The organism is Brevibacillus fortis, from assembly GCF_046196545.1.
Classification (GTDB): Bacteria; Bacillota; Bacilli; order Brevibacillales; family Brevibacillaceae; genus Brevibacillus; species Brevibacillus fortis_A.
Genome location: NZ_CP176370.1, coordinates 2,152,648 through 2,168,606, shown reverse-complemented (window position 1 = coordinate 2,168,606; position 15,959 = coordinate 2,152,648). Strand labels below are relative to the sequence as shown.

Genomic DNA, 15,959 nt, shown 5'->3' with positions numbered 1-15,959 from the left:
CTCACAGGCTCCACTCCTCTTTTCATTTCTTGCCTAATTCTGCTTAACGAACGACGATATTCACCAGTTTGCCTGGAACAGCGATGACTTTGACGATCGTTTTTCCTTCGATCAGTTCTTTAATCATCTCGTTGTTTTTCGCCATCTCTTCCATCTGTTCTTTAGTCGAATCAGAAGCGATGAGCAGCTTCTCTTTATTTTTGCCGTTAATTTGCAGGACGATTTCTACCTCGTCTTCAACCAGCTTCGCTTCGTCATACGTAGGCCATGCTTCGTATGCCAGGCTCTCGCTGTGTCCCAGTTTTTCCCACAGCTCTTCACCCAAGTGCGGAGCGATTGGAGACAGCATTTTTACAAAGTCCTCCATGAATTTCTTCGGCAGAACTTCTGCTTTGTAGGCTTCGTTTACGAATACCATCAGCTGAGAAATACCTGTATTGAAACGCAGGCCCTCGTAGTCTTCTGTTACTTTTTTCACCGTTTGGTGGTACACGCGCTCCATGCCAGCCACGTTGGAGGTTTCCACGATTTTTTCGTTCAGCTCACCGTTGTCACCCACAAACAGACGGTATACGCGATCCAGGAAGCGGCGTGAGCCATCCAAGCCTTTTGTCGACCAAGCGATCGAAGCATCCAGTGGTCCCATGAACATTTCGTACATACGCAGTGTGTCGGCACCATGGCTGTTGATGATATCGTCTGGGTTTACGACGTTGCCTTTGGACTTACTCATTTTCTCGTTGTTTTCACCCAGGATCATCCCTTGGTTATACAGCTTTTGGAATGGTTCCTTGGTTGGTACGACACCGATATCGTACAGGAACTTGTGCCAGAAGCGAGAGTAGAGCAAGTGCAGTACCGCATGCTCTGCACCACCAATGTAAATGTCGATTGGCAGCCATTCTTTCAGTTTATCTGGATCAGCCAATGCCTTGTCATTGTGTGGATCGATGAAGCGCAGGAAGTACCAGCAGCTACCCGCCCATTGTGGCATGGTGTTAGTCTCACGGCGTGCTTTCATGCCTGTTTCCGGATCGACTGTATTCACCCACTCCGTGATGTTTGCCAATGGCGATTCACCTGTACCGGATGGTTTGATTTCTTTTGTTTTTGGCAATACGATTGGCAGTTCGGATTCTGGAACGACTTTCATCGTGCCGTCTTCCAGATGGAGAATCGGAATTGGCTCACCCCAGTAGCGTTGACGGCTAAACAGCCAGTCGCGCAGACGGAATGTTACTTTGCGATTTCCTTTGCCTTCCTTCTCCAGCCACTCGATCATTTTGCTGATCGCCTGTTCTTTGTTCAAACCATCGAGCATGCCGGAGTTGATGTGCTCTCCGTCGCCTGCATACGCTTCTTTGGAGATATCTCCACCAGCAATTACTTGCTTGATTGGCAGATCGAATGTTTTCGCGAACTCATAGTCGCGTTCATCATGCGCTGGAACCGCCATGATGGAGCCTGTTCCGTAGCTGATCAGCACGTAATCCGCAATCCAGATTGGCAGACGCTCGCCGTTAACCGGGTTGATCGCATACGCTCCGGTAAATACTCCTGTCTTTTCTTTCGCCAGATCGGTACGCTCCAGATCGCTCTTGTGCTTCGCTTGATCCAGGTACGCTTCCACTGCTTCTTTCTGAGCTGGTACGGTAATTTGCTCAACCAGCTTGTGCTCAGGAGCCAATACCGCATAAGTTGCTCCGTAGAGAGTGTCTGGACGAGTCGTAAAGACGGTAAAGGATTGGTCATGACCTTCGATACCAAAGGTTACTTCTGCCCCTTCAGAACGACCGATCCAGTTGCGTTGCATTTCCTTGATGCTCTCTGGCCAATCCAGTTCATCCAGGTCAGCCAAGAGTCTTTCCGCATACGCAGTAATTTTCAAGACCCATTGCTTCATTGGGCGGCGTTCTACTGGGTGTCCGCCACGCTCACTTTTCCCGTCAATGACTTCTTCGTTCGCCAAAACCGTCCCCAAAGCAGGGCACCAGTTTACAGCTACCTCGTCAATATAAGCCAAGCCGTGCTCATACAGCTTCGTAAAAATCCATTGTGTCCACTTGTAATAATTCGGATCAGTCGTATTGATTTCGCGATCCCAGTCGTAGGAAAATCCGAGTGACTTAATCTGGCGACGGAAGGTGTTGATATTATGCTCGGTGAATTCCGCCGGATCGTTTCCTGTATCGAGCGCATATTGCTCCGCTGGCAAACCAAACGCATCCCAGCCCATTGGATGGAGAACGTTATATCCTTGCATCCGCTTCATGCGGGACAAAATATCAGTAGCCGTATAGCCTTCCGGATGCCCTACGTGCAGGCCAGCTCCAGATGGATACGGGAACATGTCGAGTGCGTAAAACTTTTTCTTACCTTCATCCTCGGAGGTTTTGAAGGTCTTGTTCTGCTCCCAATATTGCTGCCACTTCTTTTCGACATTTTGATGACTGAATACCATGGTAAAGCACTCCCATCTTAAAATAGGTGAAAATACGAAAACCTCTATCGAGGATTGCTCAAGGATGAGCGATCGCGTATTAGCGGAATATTTTCCGATAATATAAAGAAAACCTCACATCCCATATCGCTCTTGCGAAAGGGACGAGAGGTTATTTAACATTCCCGCGGTACCACCCAGATTGGCAAATGACATGCATTCACCCACTTGTTTCATCCGTATCGGGGATAAGCCGCTCACCCTTACGCAGTCATTGTTTGAATGACCTTGGGGGCAAGTGCTGGGAGGTGAGTTCAGATAGATCCGGGTTGACTTGCACCATCCGTCAACTCTCTGTGAATGCTCGAATCCTATTCCTACTATTCCTCTTAAACGCGTCGAAATTTGTAGTTATAACGCCATTATAGTCAATCCGAACCAATCATGTCAAACTTTTCGGCTTGCGGGCTGAAAAAAATAGGCGCTCACTCGCTTCTTGTGGCGGCATATCCGAGTAATCAGCGGTGATGACAATATCTGTGAAGCCGGCATCTGTCAGCCAGCGCATCAGTTGGACAGGCTGGTAAGCCCGTTGCCAATGCTCTTCTTCCATCCGCTCGTACAATCCGTTTGGCTGACGAATGAAAAACGTTAACTGATGCTCTATCTCCAGTCGCAGCGGGTCGCAAAAACATTGCCAAATGTACGAAACTTCATCTTCTACATGTGTGAACGTCTCGTCTCCGAAAATGTGCAGCATCTTGTACGGACTGTGCACATCAAACAGAAAGCTCCCACCAGGCGCGAGATGAGCGAAAACGCGCTTGAACGTTTCCTGCACATCCGCTTCTTCTGTAAGATAGCTCAATGAATCACACAAGGAGATAACCGCATCCGCTTCGGGTAAGGACAGCTCGCGCATATCCTGCTCCACCCACGCTACTTCTACTTGCTCCTGCCTCATTTTGTCATAGGCGATCGCAAGCATTTCTGTTGAGAGATCCACTCCCGTAACACGGTATCCCCGCTTGGCGAGTGGGATCGCAATCGTGCCAGTCCCACAGCCAAGATCAATGACCCGCACAGGCTTCTCTCCCTTTGTCCAATGACGCTCGACCCAATCGAGCCACTGGTCATATGGAGTATCCGCCATCAGCCTGTCATATACAGCGGCCATATGTGCGTATGCCATCTGTCCTTACCCTTGCGCGCTGAAGGAAACTTCCTCTGCGTCCTTCCACAGGCGCTCCAGGTTGTAAAACTCGCGATCTTCGCGATGGAAAACGTGAATGACGATATCGCCCAGATCAACCAGTACCCAGCGACCTTCATCCGCTCCCTCGATACCGCGGACGTCAAAGCCGTTTTTGTGGGCTTGATCACGAATTTCGCGAACAATTGCCTGTACTTGACGCTCGTTGTTTCCGTGGCAAATCATGAAATAGTCTGCGATCACGGACAGCTTTTTAATATCGAGCACCTTCAAGTTCTCTGCTTTCTTGTCCTCTACTGCCTTCACAACCAACTGAGCCAAATCTTCTACTGTTTTAACCATCAAAACCCTCCTTCTCTCCCTTTGCGGGAAACCAAATCGTTATATGCGGTCAATGTCAACGGGAAAACCGTCTTTTGCTTCTCTATCAAAAATTGAATTGTGCCTCCCAAGGCGAGTGCCAGGGCGGCATCCAAATCATGCATGGCTTTGGCGCGAATAAAATCAACACCAGGGTATACCCGGTTTGGTTCTATATAGTCTGCCACACAGACGACTTTTTCTAACAGGGACATGCCAGCCCGACCCGTTGTATGGTAGCGAACGGCTTGTAAAATATCTGCATCCGTTACACCTAGGTCAGTCTGGATCACAATGGCTGCTGCAAAGGCGTGCCATAGCTCTTTTTCCCCTTCCAAAAGCTCTGTGGGCATATCGTGACGAACGAGAATCTCGAACATTTTTTCCACAGGCCAGCACTTACAGTAATCGTGCAACAGTCCAGCAAGCTCGGCTTTGTCAGGATCAGCCCCGAATCTCTCTGCCAGCTCGCGAGCCGACGCAGCCACCCCGAGGGTGTGCTTGTAGCGTTTTTCATGCATTTGTTGCCGTACGCGAACGAGAAGCTCTTCCCGATTATCCAAAAGTCTCATAGATTCGGTTCTCCTTTATATAGCGCTCCACGGCATCAGGTACAAGATAACGGATGCTTTTTCTGGCAGCTGCCTTCTCGCGAATCATCGTAGAGGAAATGTCCCAAACAGGCATCCCCACAAATGTGACGTCCTCGCTCGATTCTCGATCTAGTTCAGTTCCAGGCCTCGCTAGACCTATAAATCGTACCATATGAATCAGCTCTTTGTACTGGTACCATTTGGGCAAGATTTTTACCATATCTCCTCCCATGATAAAGGAAAAACGGCAATCCGGGAACTGCCTGATGAGCTGGGACATCGTGTCATAGGTGTACGATGGACCTTCTCTTGCGAACTCCACATCTGTTACACGAAACACCTCGTGATCAGACACGGCGAGCTGAACCATTTGCAAGCGGTGATGCGCCAGCGTCAGACTCTCTCTCTTTTTGTGCGGTGGAACGTGTGTAGGCATAAACCAGACTTCATCCAGGCCCGCTTGCTCTCTGGCTTGTTCAGCCGCCAGCAAGTGCCCGCAATGAATCGGGTCGAACGTTCCTCCCATGATCCCTACTTGCTTGATTGGCTGTCTCATCGCATGCAGGTCACTTATGGCAGCTTGATCGTCTTGTTCTCCCTGGACTCTTTGTACAAGACAACCGTATGGCCGATCAACTGCACGAGCTCTGCTCCTGCACCTGCTGCCAGATCTTCTGCTACTTGATGTTTATCGTCATTATTGTTTTGCAAAATCGCTACCTTGATCAATTCACGTACTTCCAACGCTTCTTTGATCTGAGTAATCATATTTTCGTTTACGCCGCCTTTTCCTACTTGGAAAATCGGGGTGAGATGATGTGCTTCTGCGCGCAAAAAGCGCTTTTGCTTGCCAGTCAACATCGGCAATGCCTCCTTTTACATCCTGCAAAATCAGGTTGTTTTCTTTAATTGTTGCAAGACGACCTCACGCATAACCTCAGTTGGTGCTCGTTCGCCCGTCCACAGCTCGAAAGCCAGTGCACCTTGATTCACGAACATACCGATTCCGGAATGAACAGTGGCACCGATGCCACGCGCTTCTTTGAGCAGACGCGTTTCGAGTGGGTTATAAATCAGATCGCTAACGGTTAAACCGGAATGAAGCCATTCTGCTGGCACAGGTGTCTCCTGTACGTTTGGCAGCATTCCGATCGATGTCGTATTGATCAACAGCGAAGAGTCTGCGATGGCCGCTGCCCCTTCGCCCTGTTCTACGATTTTCGTAGGTACAATCGTCCCGACATGCTCAGCTAATACGGCGGCTCTTTCCCGGGAACGATTGATGATGCGAATTTCCTTGACTCCTTGTTCAGCCAAGGTAAACGCCACTGCACGTGCAGCGCCTCCAGCCCCTACCATGGTTACCACTTGCTTTTCAAGAACGATTCCCGTCTCTTCCACAAGCGAACGAACATAGCCCATACCATCTGTGTTGTAGCCAATCAAGCGTCCATCACGAGAAACGACGGTATTGACGGCGCCGATTCGTTTGGCGAGCGGATCGATTTCATCCAGCATCGGCATGATAGCAACCTTGTGGGGGATCGTGACGTTAATCCCTTTCAAGCCTAAGGCGCGAATACCCGCGACTGCATCTTCCAGATTTTCTGGTTCAACATCGAACGCAGCATAGGCAAATCCCAACCCGGTCTCTGAAAAAGCTGTATTGTGCATCATCGGTGATTGCGAGTGGGAAACTGGATGTCCAAACAGGCCAACCAGTTGTGTTTTGCTTGTAATCATGGAGCTTTTCCTCCCCGGACGTCTCTCTATAGCATATGGCAAGGGGCAAGGCTAACTCGACTTTTCTTGCTTAAGCTAGATCAGCCCTTTGCGCATCCCAACACTTACGCCTTTAGGTGCATGCACGACAACACTCGCTTCGTGTTTTCCTTGGATGCTGACCCAGCCCAAACCGGAAATTACGATGTCAGTAGTCGTGGTGGACTTGTTGATTTTAAAGGTGTGCTTCACAAATGGTGGAAGTGCTTTCGCAGCTTCCTCCCCTGTTGGCGGTACCAGCAAGGTTCCATGGTGCTTTTGCATCACCTCGTCTGATTTCTCCAGCTTCGTCCGGTGGATGTACAGGTCGTTGTCGACATAGACGATGAACGGCTGTCTCTCTCCGCGTACGAAGTCGATACGGGCTAATCCACCCAAAAAGAGTGATTGTCCATCATCGAGCTGATACACCTTGGAGTTGATCCGGCTGGTCGGGGTAATCTTTCTCAGATCAGTCGGGGATACCATATGTCCAATCTGGTCGCGATTAATGATTCCCGGCGTATCAAAAATGGATCGGCCATCCTCGAGCGGAATCTCGATTTTGTCCAGTGTCGTACCCGGGAATGGCGAAGTCGTAATCTCCAGCTCAGCCGCACCGTAGTCATGCAAGATGCGATTGATCATGGTCGACTTTCCTACGTTGGTTACACCGACAATGTAAACATCTCGACCTTTGCGCAGCTCTCCGATGCGATTTAACAGTTCATCGATATGAAGCCCTTTTTGCGCGCTGATAAGTACGACATCCTCTGGGCGCAGTCCGCGTTCTTTTGCTTCGTGCTGCATCCAGTTACGTACGCGGTTCAGGTTGATGTTTCTCGGCAGCAGATCGACCTTGTTACCCACGAGCAAAATCGGATTTTTCCCGACAAAACGTGGCAAACCCTTGAGCCAGGAGCCTTGGAAGTCAAAAATATCGACTACCATTACGACAAGGGACTCCGTAGAACCGATGCCATCCAAAATCTTGAGGAAGTCGTCATCGCCCATTCCTACGGGAGCTACTTCATTATAATGCTTGATACGATAACAACGCTGGCAAATGACTACCTTTCTGCCAAGCGCGGATTCAGGTGCATAGCCAGGCTTTTTTGCATCTGCTATCTGAATGGCAATTCCACATCCAGCACAAGAGCCATGCATTTGTTCCGTCATGCTTTTCTCCTCCACGAAACCATTCCTTTCCTCTCCATCCAAATAAGGGCCACACGCTCCATCTGACGATTAAAGCGCGTCCAAAAACCATCCGTCTGGGCCACAGGAACAACCAGGATCGTATGAAATCCTAATCGATTTCCTCCCAGCACATCGGTAAACAATTGATCGCCAATGACAACAGTCTCAGCGATGGTTACATTCATCTGCCTCACTGCCTGCAAAAAGGCACGGTTTGTCGGCTTTTTGGCCGCATAAATAAACCCGAGATTTAATGGGGCACAGAAGCGGTCTACACGCTCCTTGTTGTTGTTGGAGACAACAGTGACCTGTATGCCTGCCTCATGCATGCGAGCAAGCCAGTTGATGACCTCCTCGGTTGCATGTGGCCTGTCCCATTCCACCAAGGTATTATCCAAGTCTGTAATCACCGCACGGATGTTATTTCGTTTCAATTGATCTATGTCAATGTGATGGATTGATTCGACGAACTGACTAGGCATCAGCTTCTCTAAAAACACGGGGCACCTCCAAATGATGTGAAGCAATCAACCGCGATTTCGGCACCTACTATACCATAATCGACCACATAGTTGCAAAACAAAAAGCATGATCACCACTTGCATTGCTCTGTCATCCTGTGTAAAATGGTGTGACTGAGAAAACTGTTTTTGTTTTTATAGTTTTCTGTTCTGTTTTGGCTGGGGGGCGATTGCAATTAAAAACCGGATCATGAAAGGTTTTATTGAAGAGATTCGCGATAAAGGCATGAAATTTTCCATGGATGATTTGGCCAAGCGGCTCGGGATCAGCAAACGCACGTTATACGAGCACTTCTCATCTAAGGTAGAAATTCTGGAAACCATCATTCAGCAGTCCTTTGAAGAGGGCGATGAAAAAACACAGCAAATTCTCGCAGACGACAGTCTCTCTCTTATCAATAAAATCAAAGGCGTCATGATGGTTTTACCGACACACTATGAATTTTATGATTTGCGCATCCTCGAACAGATGAAGCGATATTATCCTGAGCAATATGCCCAAGTCGAGGCTTCTTTATCCGAGGATTGGCAGACGCTTCGCGTCCTTCTCGAGCAAGCGATTCGAGAAGGACTCATCGTCAATATGGACGTCACGCTCATGCTGAAGGTCATTGTCGATGCGCTGAATTCAACACTCGATCAGCGATTTTACATGAAAAACCAGATTACAGTCTCAGAGGCGCTTTCCGCTATTGTAGATGTCCTCTTGTTTGGATTGGTACCAGCGGATAAAAGGTAACAAATTGCTCGTGGTCGTTCCGCTTACTTTGGAAGACCACGATATCGTTTTTTGCAAGAAAACCAATAAAACAAAAATAGTTTTTATAGTTAAGAGGTGTTCCATCATGTCCATCTTTACACAAATGACCAAGCAACAACGAATAGGACTTTTATTTGTTATCCTGATCCTTTTTATCGACATGCTGCTGTACAGCTTGTTGATTCCGATTGTTCCTTATTTTACAGAAACGCTTGCGCCCTCCTCCACCATGATGGGCGTGCTGTTTAGCAGCTATGCTGTAGCGCTGCTCCTCGCCACGCCGATTTTCGGACCGATATCTGATCGGGTCGGCAGACGTACCATGCTTTTGATCGGATTGCTCGGGCTCGCTGCTTCCACTTTATTGTTTGCTTTCTCTGAGACAATGGTCATGTTGATTACCGCTCGTTTTGTTCAAGGTATAGCTGCTGCCGCTACATGGCCAACTGCCCTTGCCCTCTTGGCGGATTTGTTCCCATCCAAAATGCGCGGAGCTGTTATGGGAATTGCATTGACGGCGATTTCGACCGGTACATTGCTCGGAGCGCCGATTGGCGGATGGTTGTTTGAAATCAGTGACCATCGCATGCCTTTCCTGGCAGCAGCAGCCTTCACCGTGATCAACATTGTGCTGGTCTACTTGTTCTTGAAGGAAGACGCGACGAGAACTGAGAGTGAAAAGCTTCATGTCGGTGGATTCATCCGCAATCCGCAAGTCATCTTTATCGCTGGAATCGTATTGTTAGCTGAGATTTCCCTTTGTTTGCTAGAACCGACGTTGCCCGTATTTTTTACAGAGAAACTCAGCATGACGCCGACAACGATTGGTCTTTTGTTTGGCGTCATGACACTCGCATACGGACTGATCGCTCCAGTTGCTGGCTCCCTTTCCAGCCGCATGAATCCGTATAAGCTCATGTTTGGCGGGATCATTATGCTGGCTGTGTTTCTGCCATTTTTGGCGTGGGCGGACTCCCTCTGGCAGGCAATGCTCGCAATGGCATTGATCGGGGCTAGTATTGGCTTTACCTTATCGCCTACCTTGGCTACGTTGGGGGCTATTATTGACCAAGGGGGAAGCGGTGCATACGGCACGGCATACTCTCTCTTTAATATGTTTCACGGAATCGGAATGGTTGCTGGCCCACTGGCAGGGGGAGTTTTGACCGATTTACTGCCAGTATCCTCTGCCCTCCTGATCGTGGCAGCGTCCATCCTCGGCTTCAGTATTTTACTTTTTGTCCAATTAAAAGCAAGCAAATCCGCCCGTCTAAGCACCAATGAAAGCGAGATGAAATTTTGAGCTTGTCTATTCGTGAAATTACGAAAGAAAATTGGCGCCAAATTGCCTGCTTGACTGTAACGGAAGGCCAACACTCCTTCATCGAGAGCAACGCTTTTTCCATCGCCCAATCAGGTTTTGAACCGGAATGGATATCATGCGGTCTGTATGACAAGGACATCGCTGTCGGTTATGCCATGCACGGAATCGAAGTAGAGAATGGCCGAATTTGGCTGGATCGCTTTATGATTGATGGTAGCCATCAGGGTAAGGGGTACGCCAAAAGGTTTCTGCGCGTGCTCGTTGAAGAAATGTGCAGACGCTACAGCTGTACGCGCATTTACTTGAGTATTCATCCTGAAAACGAGTTCGCTCGCAAGCTGTATGAGTCGTTCGGGTTTACCTCAAATGGCGAAATGGATGGTCCGGAGGAAGTGATGATCCTCGACCTGACAAATGAGTAGATAAGGCACCTCCTCTGTCGACGGACGAAGGGGGTGCCTCTTTTTGTCGCTATCATTGACTTTTACGTGCTTCCATCAGTCTCTTGACCTTCTCTGTCGGAGTCCAGCATTGAAATCGATAGTCCGGACGTGTCTCATAGGTTAGACGCGAACATCGATAGCTGACTCCTCCCGTACCTTTCTCCACGCGAAAATGAATACAGGTCGCACAGCAATGAAAGGCATTCTCTGTCTCCACCGCTCTCCCTCCCTTACTTCCCCAGCTTCCACGAAAACATGGAGAGCTGTTCGTACCTCTCCCCTTGCTGTTCGGCAAAATTCGAAAAGCCTACCCCCACCAATCGAACTCCCGCTGTATAGTCAAAGGCGTCGAGCAAATCGTCCAACAGATCCTGCCAATTGGCCCCGGCTACAGCCTTGAGCTGCTTGGTCCGTTGGGTAAAGTCCGCGTACTTGATTTTCAGCGTTATCGTCTGGGGCTCGACTCCTTCTTCGCGAATGTCCTCTTCGACCTCGCGCAAAAGGGAGGTGGCAATCGGAGCAATCGCATCCCTGTCAAACAAGTCAAAGGGCAGTGTCGTTTCGCGGCTCAATGATTTCGGCGCGCGGTCCATTTCTATTTCGCGATTGTCTTCTCCTCTCGCCCGGTAATAGAGGGAACGACCGAACTTCCCAAATAATGTAGTGGCTTCATCGAGTGAAAGCCGCCAAAAATCCTCTACCGTCTCAATCCCCTTTTTCGCGAGCAGCTCCTGCGACTTTTTGCCGACTCCATGCAAGGTGCCAATTGGCAACGGCCTCAGCACATCCAAAGCCTGCTCAGGTCGGATGATTACAAAGGCATCCGGCTTTTTCAAGTCACTGGCAATCTTAGCCAACGACATATTGTAGGAAAGTCCGATGCTGCAAGTAAGTCCGGTCTCCCGTTTGATACGCCTCTTGATATCGCGGGCGATGGGTACCGCATTCTCATAATGGGACACGTCTAAATAAGCCTCGTCTAGACCCACTGTTTGATAACGCTCTGTATAAGAAGTAAATATCTGTCTGACTTCAGCAGACTTTTCGATATAACGGCTATAGCGGACAGGCAAATAAAAGCCTTGCGGACATTTTTTCCTCGCCATGGCAACAGGCATTGCGGATCGAACACCGAACTTTCGAGCTTCGTAGCTGCAAGTCGATACGACACCGCGATTGCCAGTTCCCCCGACAATGACTGGCTTCCCACGCAATTCGGGGCGATCTAACTGCTCTACACTCGCAAAAAACGCGTCAATATCCAGGTGAAGAATTTTTTTCATAGGGATACCCACCAAACATACATTCTCATTTCTATTATCCCTGTTTTGTTCTGCGGACGCAAGCGAGAACGTCTTATGCTTGGCTTTCGATTACCTGTAGCAGCTCAGACACCGGCGGATTTCCTTTTTTGGCGTAGATGATATTTCCGTTTTTGCCTATGATGTACACGATGCGTTGCTGAAAAAACAATCCGAGAACCTTTCCGACATCATATGCTTTTCGAATCGATTCGTCTTCATCCACGATTAACGGAAATTCATAGCGGAACTTATCAGCAAATGAGCGTTTCTTGTCCATGCCGCCTGGATTGACGCCAAAAACGACTGTATTTGCTTGCTCGATTTTGGTGTAGTGTTCCTGCACCGCACACAGCTGCTTCGTACAAATCGGGGTATCATCTCCCGGATAGAAAATGAGGACGATATTTTCTTTGCCGATGTGTGTTTGGAGATCTACGATTCCTTTTGTGCTGTTTGCTTTAAAAACGGGAGCCGATGTTCCTACTTTTAACATTCCCCTCACCTCTAGGCCAAGTATATCAATATGTACAGCTCAACAGCCAGAGCAACTAGCCCCGGCTGTCAGGTGATAATAGTCGATGTTCTCGGCAATCTGGGATGAGCGCGAACATGGTTGAAACGCCCTTTTTCACTAGATTAGGAAGCCTCTCCTGCATGCAAAAAACCGCTCTGGGCAATCCTAGAACGGTTTCTTGCATTTCTATTCTATTTAGTCGCTTGCAGCTTCAACTGCTTTACCCGGGCAACAAATGCCTCGGCAATTTTCAACATGTCGTCGTCGTGTGCCCACATCCGTTCTGGATGCCACTGTACGCCTACATGTAGCCCGTCGAGGCTTTCCATCGCCTCAATCACACCATCAGCCGCGCATCCTGTGACTTTGAAGCCCGGTGCTATGTCTTTGACTGCTTGGTGGTGAGAGGTGTTCACGAGCACCTCTGTCTTTCCGAGGGCATCCGCTACAAAACCAGGTTGCAGCGTAATCTTGTGCGCCCCGTATTGCCGTGAACCCTTCTGCGCATGCTGTAATGCTCCTGGTACTTGGCTCGGGATATCTTGAATGAGAGTGCCGCCACACGCCACATTCAAAATTTGCATCCCGCGACAAATGCCCAGGATTGGCTTTTTCAGCTCCAGCGCAATCTTGATAATCTCAAGCTCCGTGATGTCTCTTTCGTAATTGATATCGCCCAGCCCTTGCAGTGGGTCTTCGCCGTACAAATGCGGGGCCGGATCTTCACCACCGGACAAAATCAAGCCGTCCAGGGATTCGATCATCTCACGAAACGGAGCATCCTGAATCGTCAGCAGTGGCAAGATCAGTGGAGTACCGCCACAGCGCGCAATTCCGTTCACATAGCCTGAACCTACATAGAAAAACTGGTCGAGATCGTTCTTCGGAAAATACATTTTCGTACATGCCACACCAATGATCGGACGCACACCAGTCACTCCCTCATAGACTCATGATTACTTTTGATTGGAAGCGTATTTGAAGTCGATGAACCCGAGTGCATCTACTACCACATCTTTTACGCTATCCTGCTTTACCCACGCATAGGTGAAATAGTAGATTGGCAACGCAGGCATTTCATCCATGACAATTTGTTCAGCTTTCTTGAGGATTTCCTTACGCTTCGCTACATCCCCTTCTTTAGCAGATTGGGCGAGCAAATCGAGGAACTCCTTGTTTTCCCATTTGGATGTATTCAGTCCACCCTTGAAGACTTCCAGGAAGTTGATCGGATCGTTGAAATCGCCAATCCAGCTACCTCGACCGATTGTGAAGTTTCCTTGCTTCATGTCTTCGCGGTGAACCTTGTTCTCTTTGTTAACCAGTTTGACCTCGATGCCAAATGCTTTTCGCCATTGATCCTGAATGACCGTCGCAATACGTGAATTGACCTCTGACGTATTGTATGCAATCGTGATCGGTGGCAACTCTTTGATTCCCGCTTCTTTCATGCCTTCTGCCAAGAGCTTTTTCGCGGTCTCTACATCGCCGTCTTTGATGTAGCCCTCTGGTGTGAGTGCCATGGTTGGCGGGAGAATTCCTGTCGCTGGCGTGCTCTTGTATGGTACGACATTATCGGAGATTTCCTGACGATTGACTGCCGTAGCAAACGCCTGACGAATCTTTTTGTTGTCAAACGGCTTTTGCGTCGTATTGAAAATGTACCAGTACGTACCCGCTGTCGCTTGAGCTTGCATCTTTCCGGATTCTTTCAGAGCATCCAGCGCATCCAATGGCAAATCGCCTAGTGGTGAGCCTGCCCAATCCAGATCACCTTTTTCAAACATCGACAGCTCCGTATTGGCATCCTCGATCATGTTCAAGGTCAGCTTGGACAATTTGACAGCGTCCTTATCCCAGTAGGAATCGCTCTTTTCGAATTCGATCTTTGATTTGTGCTCCCAATTTTTCAAGCTGAATGGCCCGTTTGTAATGTAAGTCTCTGGCTTAGAAGTCCACTCTTTTTTGCCCTCAACCGCTTTTTTGTTGACCGGGAAATAGGTGACAGATGCAACCAGTTCCGGGAAAAACGGTGCCGGGTTTTCCAGTGTAACAACCAGTGTCTTGTCATCAGTTGCCTTCACGCCGACATCTTCGGCTTTTGCCTTGTTGGCGTTAAAGGCTTGCCCATTTTTCAAATAGTACATCTGGTACGCGTAACCGGATGCGGTTTTCGGGTCGAGAACCCGTTTCCATGCGTACTCGAAGTCGTGAGCAGAAACCGGATCTCCATTGGTCCATTTGGACTCCCGCAGATGGAAGGTATACGTGAGACCATCAGCGGAAACCTCGTACTTCTCTGCGACCGCCTCTTTCAGCTCGCCTTTTTCATTCAAGCGCAGGAGGCCATCAAATGCTGCACGGGCAACAGACATCGAAGGGATATCTTCTGCCAGTCCAGGGTCGATCGTGCTTGGCTCACCAGAATTCAGGTTGACCTGCATCGTTTGGGGGGCGCTACTCTGCTCCTGCTTCGCACCTGTCGTCTCCCCCGTGGTGCTTGCTTGCGGTGTTCCACAACCAGCGAACGCTAAACTGGTTAACAAAACAGCACAAAATGATAGTTTCTTCCACTTATGCAACAGCAAAACCCCCATCTTAGGAATAATTCTTCTTGATTGTTAGGAGCATGACTAAATAATATTATCTTGAGAAAATTTTGTCTACATCGAAACAAAAGGAGATGGGTCTACATGTTATCCAGTCTTTTTGCCCAAATATCCAGTCTGATCACGGACGCCGGAGGGGAATGGGGAATCTTTTTCGAAGATTTGCAAACCGGTGAAACCTTATCCATCAACGAAGATCAACGCTTTTATGCAGCCAGTGTGATCAAAGTCCCGATCATGACAGCAGTTTTTGCAGAGGCGTACGCAGGCAAGTTTGCCTTAGAGGACAAAATCAAGCTGCGTGCAGAGGATCTCGTTGGCGGTGCAGGTGTTCTTCAGCATATGACTCCCGGCACTGAATTTACGATTCGCGACCTGGTTACGCTGATGATCATCCAAAGCGACAATACAGCGACGAACATGATGATTGATCTCGTCGGAACAGAGAGCATTCGCAACGCGATGCAAAAAACAGAAATGACAAACAGTCACTTCTACAACAAGCTCATGGTCGTCCCAGCCGAATTAGAAGGCTACAATGAGGTGACGGCAAAAGACATGGGAAGCCACCTCCGATACTTGGCAACAGGAAAAGTGATCTCCTACGACAGCTGTTTGAAAATGGTCGCCATCTTGAAGACTCAGCAACACCGTGACCGTATCCCCTTCCTTTTGCCTGACCCAGAAGGTGATGTGATCGGGATGATTCCGAAATGGGAATTCGCCAACAAGACTGGCTCTGTAACCAAAATTACGCATGATGTCGGCATCCTCTACATCGGTTCTCATGCTGTCACCTTGTCCATTTTAAACAAGGGACTCGAGCAAAAGGAAGCTGCCGACGTCATGGCGCAAATCGGCAATCTCGTTTATCACGTATATAGTCAGAAAGCGTAATCCATGTGGCCTGCCATCTC

At 48.8% G+C, this 15,959-nt stretch carries 18 protein-coding genes; 4 read left to right on the top strand and 14 right to left on the bottom strand.

The genetic code is table 11. The features are described from left to right. Positions 1-43: 43 nt before the first annotated feature. From leuS to ACKKE8_RS11210, 9 genes are all read right to left on the bottom strand, one after another. Positions 44-2,461, bottom strand: coding sequence for a leucine--tRNA ligase (gene leuS, locus ACKKE8_RS11250; RefSeq protein WP_409178233.1), 2,418 nt, complete (start codon positions 2,459-2,461; stop codon positions 44-46). 421 nt (positions 2,462-2,882) lie between these two features. Further along, positions 2,883-3,632 (bottom strand): class I SAM-dependent DNA methyltransferase, encoded by a 750-nt coding sequence (locus tag ACKKE8_RS11245; RefSeq protein WP_409178232.1) that lies wholly within the window; start codon positions 3,630-3,632, stop codon positions 2,883-2,885. A 6-nt stretch (positions 3,633-3,638) separates the two neighbouring features. Then, positions 3,639-3,995 carry a ribosome silencing factor gene (rsfS, locus tag ACKKE8_RS11240; protein ID WP_409178231.1) on the bottom strand — a complete coding sequence of 119 codons (357 nt, stop codon included), beginning with the start codon at positions 3,993-3,995 and terminating at the stop codon, positions 3,639-3,641. Next, complete coding sequence (gene yqeK / locus ACKKE8_RS11235) at positions 3,995-4,585, bottom strand: bis(5'-nucleosyl)-tetraphosphatase (symmetrical) YqeK (RefSeq protein WP_376899559.1); 591 nt, start codon at positions 4,583-4,585, stop codon at positions 3,995-3,997. The genes rsfS and yqeK overlap by 1 nt, the downstream gene beginning before the upstream one ends. Then, positions 4,569-5,162: a nicotinate-nucleotide adenylyltransferase gene (locus ACKKE8_RS11230; protein WP_409178230.1), complete on the bottom strand. Its 594-nt coding sequence runs from the start codon at positions 5,160-5,162 to the stop codon at positions 4,569-4,571. Before ACKKE8_RS11230 ends, yqeK begins: the two co-directional genes overlap by 17 nt. 14 nt (positions 5,163-5,176) lie before the next feature. Then, a complete protein-coding gene (yhbY, locus tag ACKKE8_RS11225; RefSeq protein ID WP_007727776.1) occupies positions 5,177-5,467 on the bottom strand; it encodes a ribosome assembly RNA-binding protein YhbY in 291 nt (96 codons plus the stop codon). A 30-nt stretch (positions 5,468-5,497) separates the two neighbouring features. Beyond that, positions 5,498-6,349 (bottom strand): shikimate dehydrogenase, encoded by an 852-nt coding sequence (locus ACKKE8_RS11220; protein WP_409178229.1) that lies wholly within the window; start codon positions 6,347-6,349, stop codon positions 5,498-5,500. Positions 6,350-6,424: 75 nt separating this feature from the next. Continuing rightward, positions 6,425-7,546, bottom strand: a complete 1,122-nt coding sequence (gene yqeH / locus ACKKE8_RS11215; RefSeq protein ID WP_409178228.1) for a ribosome biogenesis GTPase YqeH — start codon at positions 7,544-7,546, stop codon at positions 6,425-6,427. Next, positions 7,543-8,067, bottom strand: coding sequence for a YqeG family HAD IIIA-type phosphatase (locus tag ACKKE8_RS11210; protein ID WP_012685700.1), 525 nt, complete (start codon positions 8,065-8,067; stop codon positions 7,543-7,545). The genes yqeH and ACKKE8_RS11210 overlap by 4 nt, the downstream gene beginning before the upstream one ends. Positions 8,068-8,278: 211 nt before the next feature. Between ACKKE8_RS11210 and ACKKE8_RS11205 the strand changes: the two genes are divergently transcribed. The 3 genes from ACKKE8_RS11205 (at position 8,279) to ACKKE8_RS11195 (ending at position 10,594) form a co-directional block, all read left to right on the top strand. Continuing rightward, on the top strand, positions 8,279-8,827 hold the full coding sequence (locus ACKKE8_RS11205) for a TetR/AcrR family transcriptional regulator (protein WP_409178227.1): 549 nt from the start codon (positions 8,279-8,281) through the stop codon (positions 8,825-8,827). Between the two features lie 106 nt (positions 8,828-8,933). Further along, positions 8,934-10,151, top strand: coding sequence for an MFS transporter (locus ACKKE8_RS11200; RefSeq protein WP_409178226.1), 1,218 nt, complete (start codon positions 8,934-8,936; stop codon positions 10,149-10,151). Then, the gene (locus ACKKE8_RS11195) at positions 10,148-10,594 is read left to right on the top strand and encodes a GNAT family N-acetyltransferase (protein ID WP_409178225.1); all 447 of its coding nucleotides are present in this window, start codon (positions 10,148-10,150) and stop codon (positions 10,592-10,594) included. Before ACKKE8_RS11200 ends, ACKKE8_RS11195 begins: the two co-directional genes overlap by 4 nt. Positions 10,595-10,646: 52 nt before the next feature. On the opposite strand, the gene ACKKE8_RS11190 is transcribed toward ACKKE8_RS11195, so the two are convergent. From ACKKE8_RS11190 to ACKKE8_RS11170, 5 genes are all read right to left on the bottom strand, one after another. Continuing rightward, complete coding sequence (locus tag ACKKE8_RS11190) at positions 10,647-10,832, bottom strand: hypothetical protein (protein ID WP_007727789.1); 186 nt, start codon at positions 10,830-10,832, stop codon at positions 10,647-10,649. 13 nt (positions 10,833-10,845) lie between these two features. Then, a complete protein-coding gene (locus tag ACKKE8_RS11185; protein ID WP_409178224.1) occupies positions 10,846-11,898 on the bottom strand; it encodes a DNA polymerase IV in 1,053 nt (350 codons plus the stop codon). A gap of 73 nt (positions 11,899-11,971) precedes the next feature. Then, on the bottom strand, positions 11,972-12,412 hold the full coding sequence (locus tag ACKKE8_RS11180; RefSeq protein WP_409178223.1) for a peroxiredoxin: 441 nt from the start codon (positions 12,410-12,412) through the stop codon (positions 11,972-11,974). A 212-nt stretch (positions 12,413-12,624) separates the two neighbouring features. Beyond that, entirely contained in the window at positions 12,625-13,362 is a 738-nt protein-coding gene (locus ACKKE8_RS11175; protein WP_409178222.1) for a gamma-glutamyl-gamma-aminobutyrate hydrolase family protein, read from the bottom strand. 27 nt (positions 13,363-13,389) lie between these two features. Further along, a complete protein-coding gene (locus tag ACKKE8_RS11170) occupies positions 13,390-15,015 on the bottom strand; it encodes a peptide ABC transporter substrate-binding protein (protein ID WP_409178221.1) in 1,626 nt (541 codons plus the stop codon). A 111-nt stretch (positions 15,016-15,126) separates the two neighbouring features. Between ACKKE8_RS11170 and ACKKE8_RS11165 the strand changes: the two genes are divergently transcribed. Continuing rightward, positions 15,127-15,939 (top strand): serine hydrolase, encoded by an 813-nt coding sequence (locus ACKKE8_RS11165; protein ID WP_409178220.1) that lies wholly within the window; start codon positions 15,127-15,129, stop codon positions 15,937-15,939. Positions 15,940-15,959 lie beyond the last annotated feature (20 nt).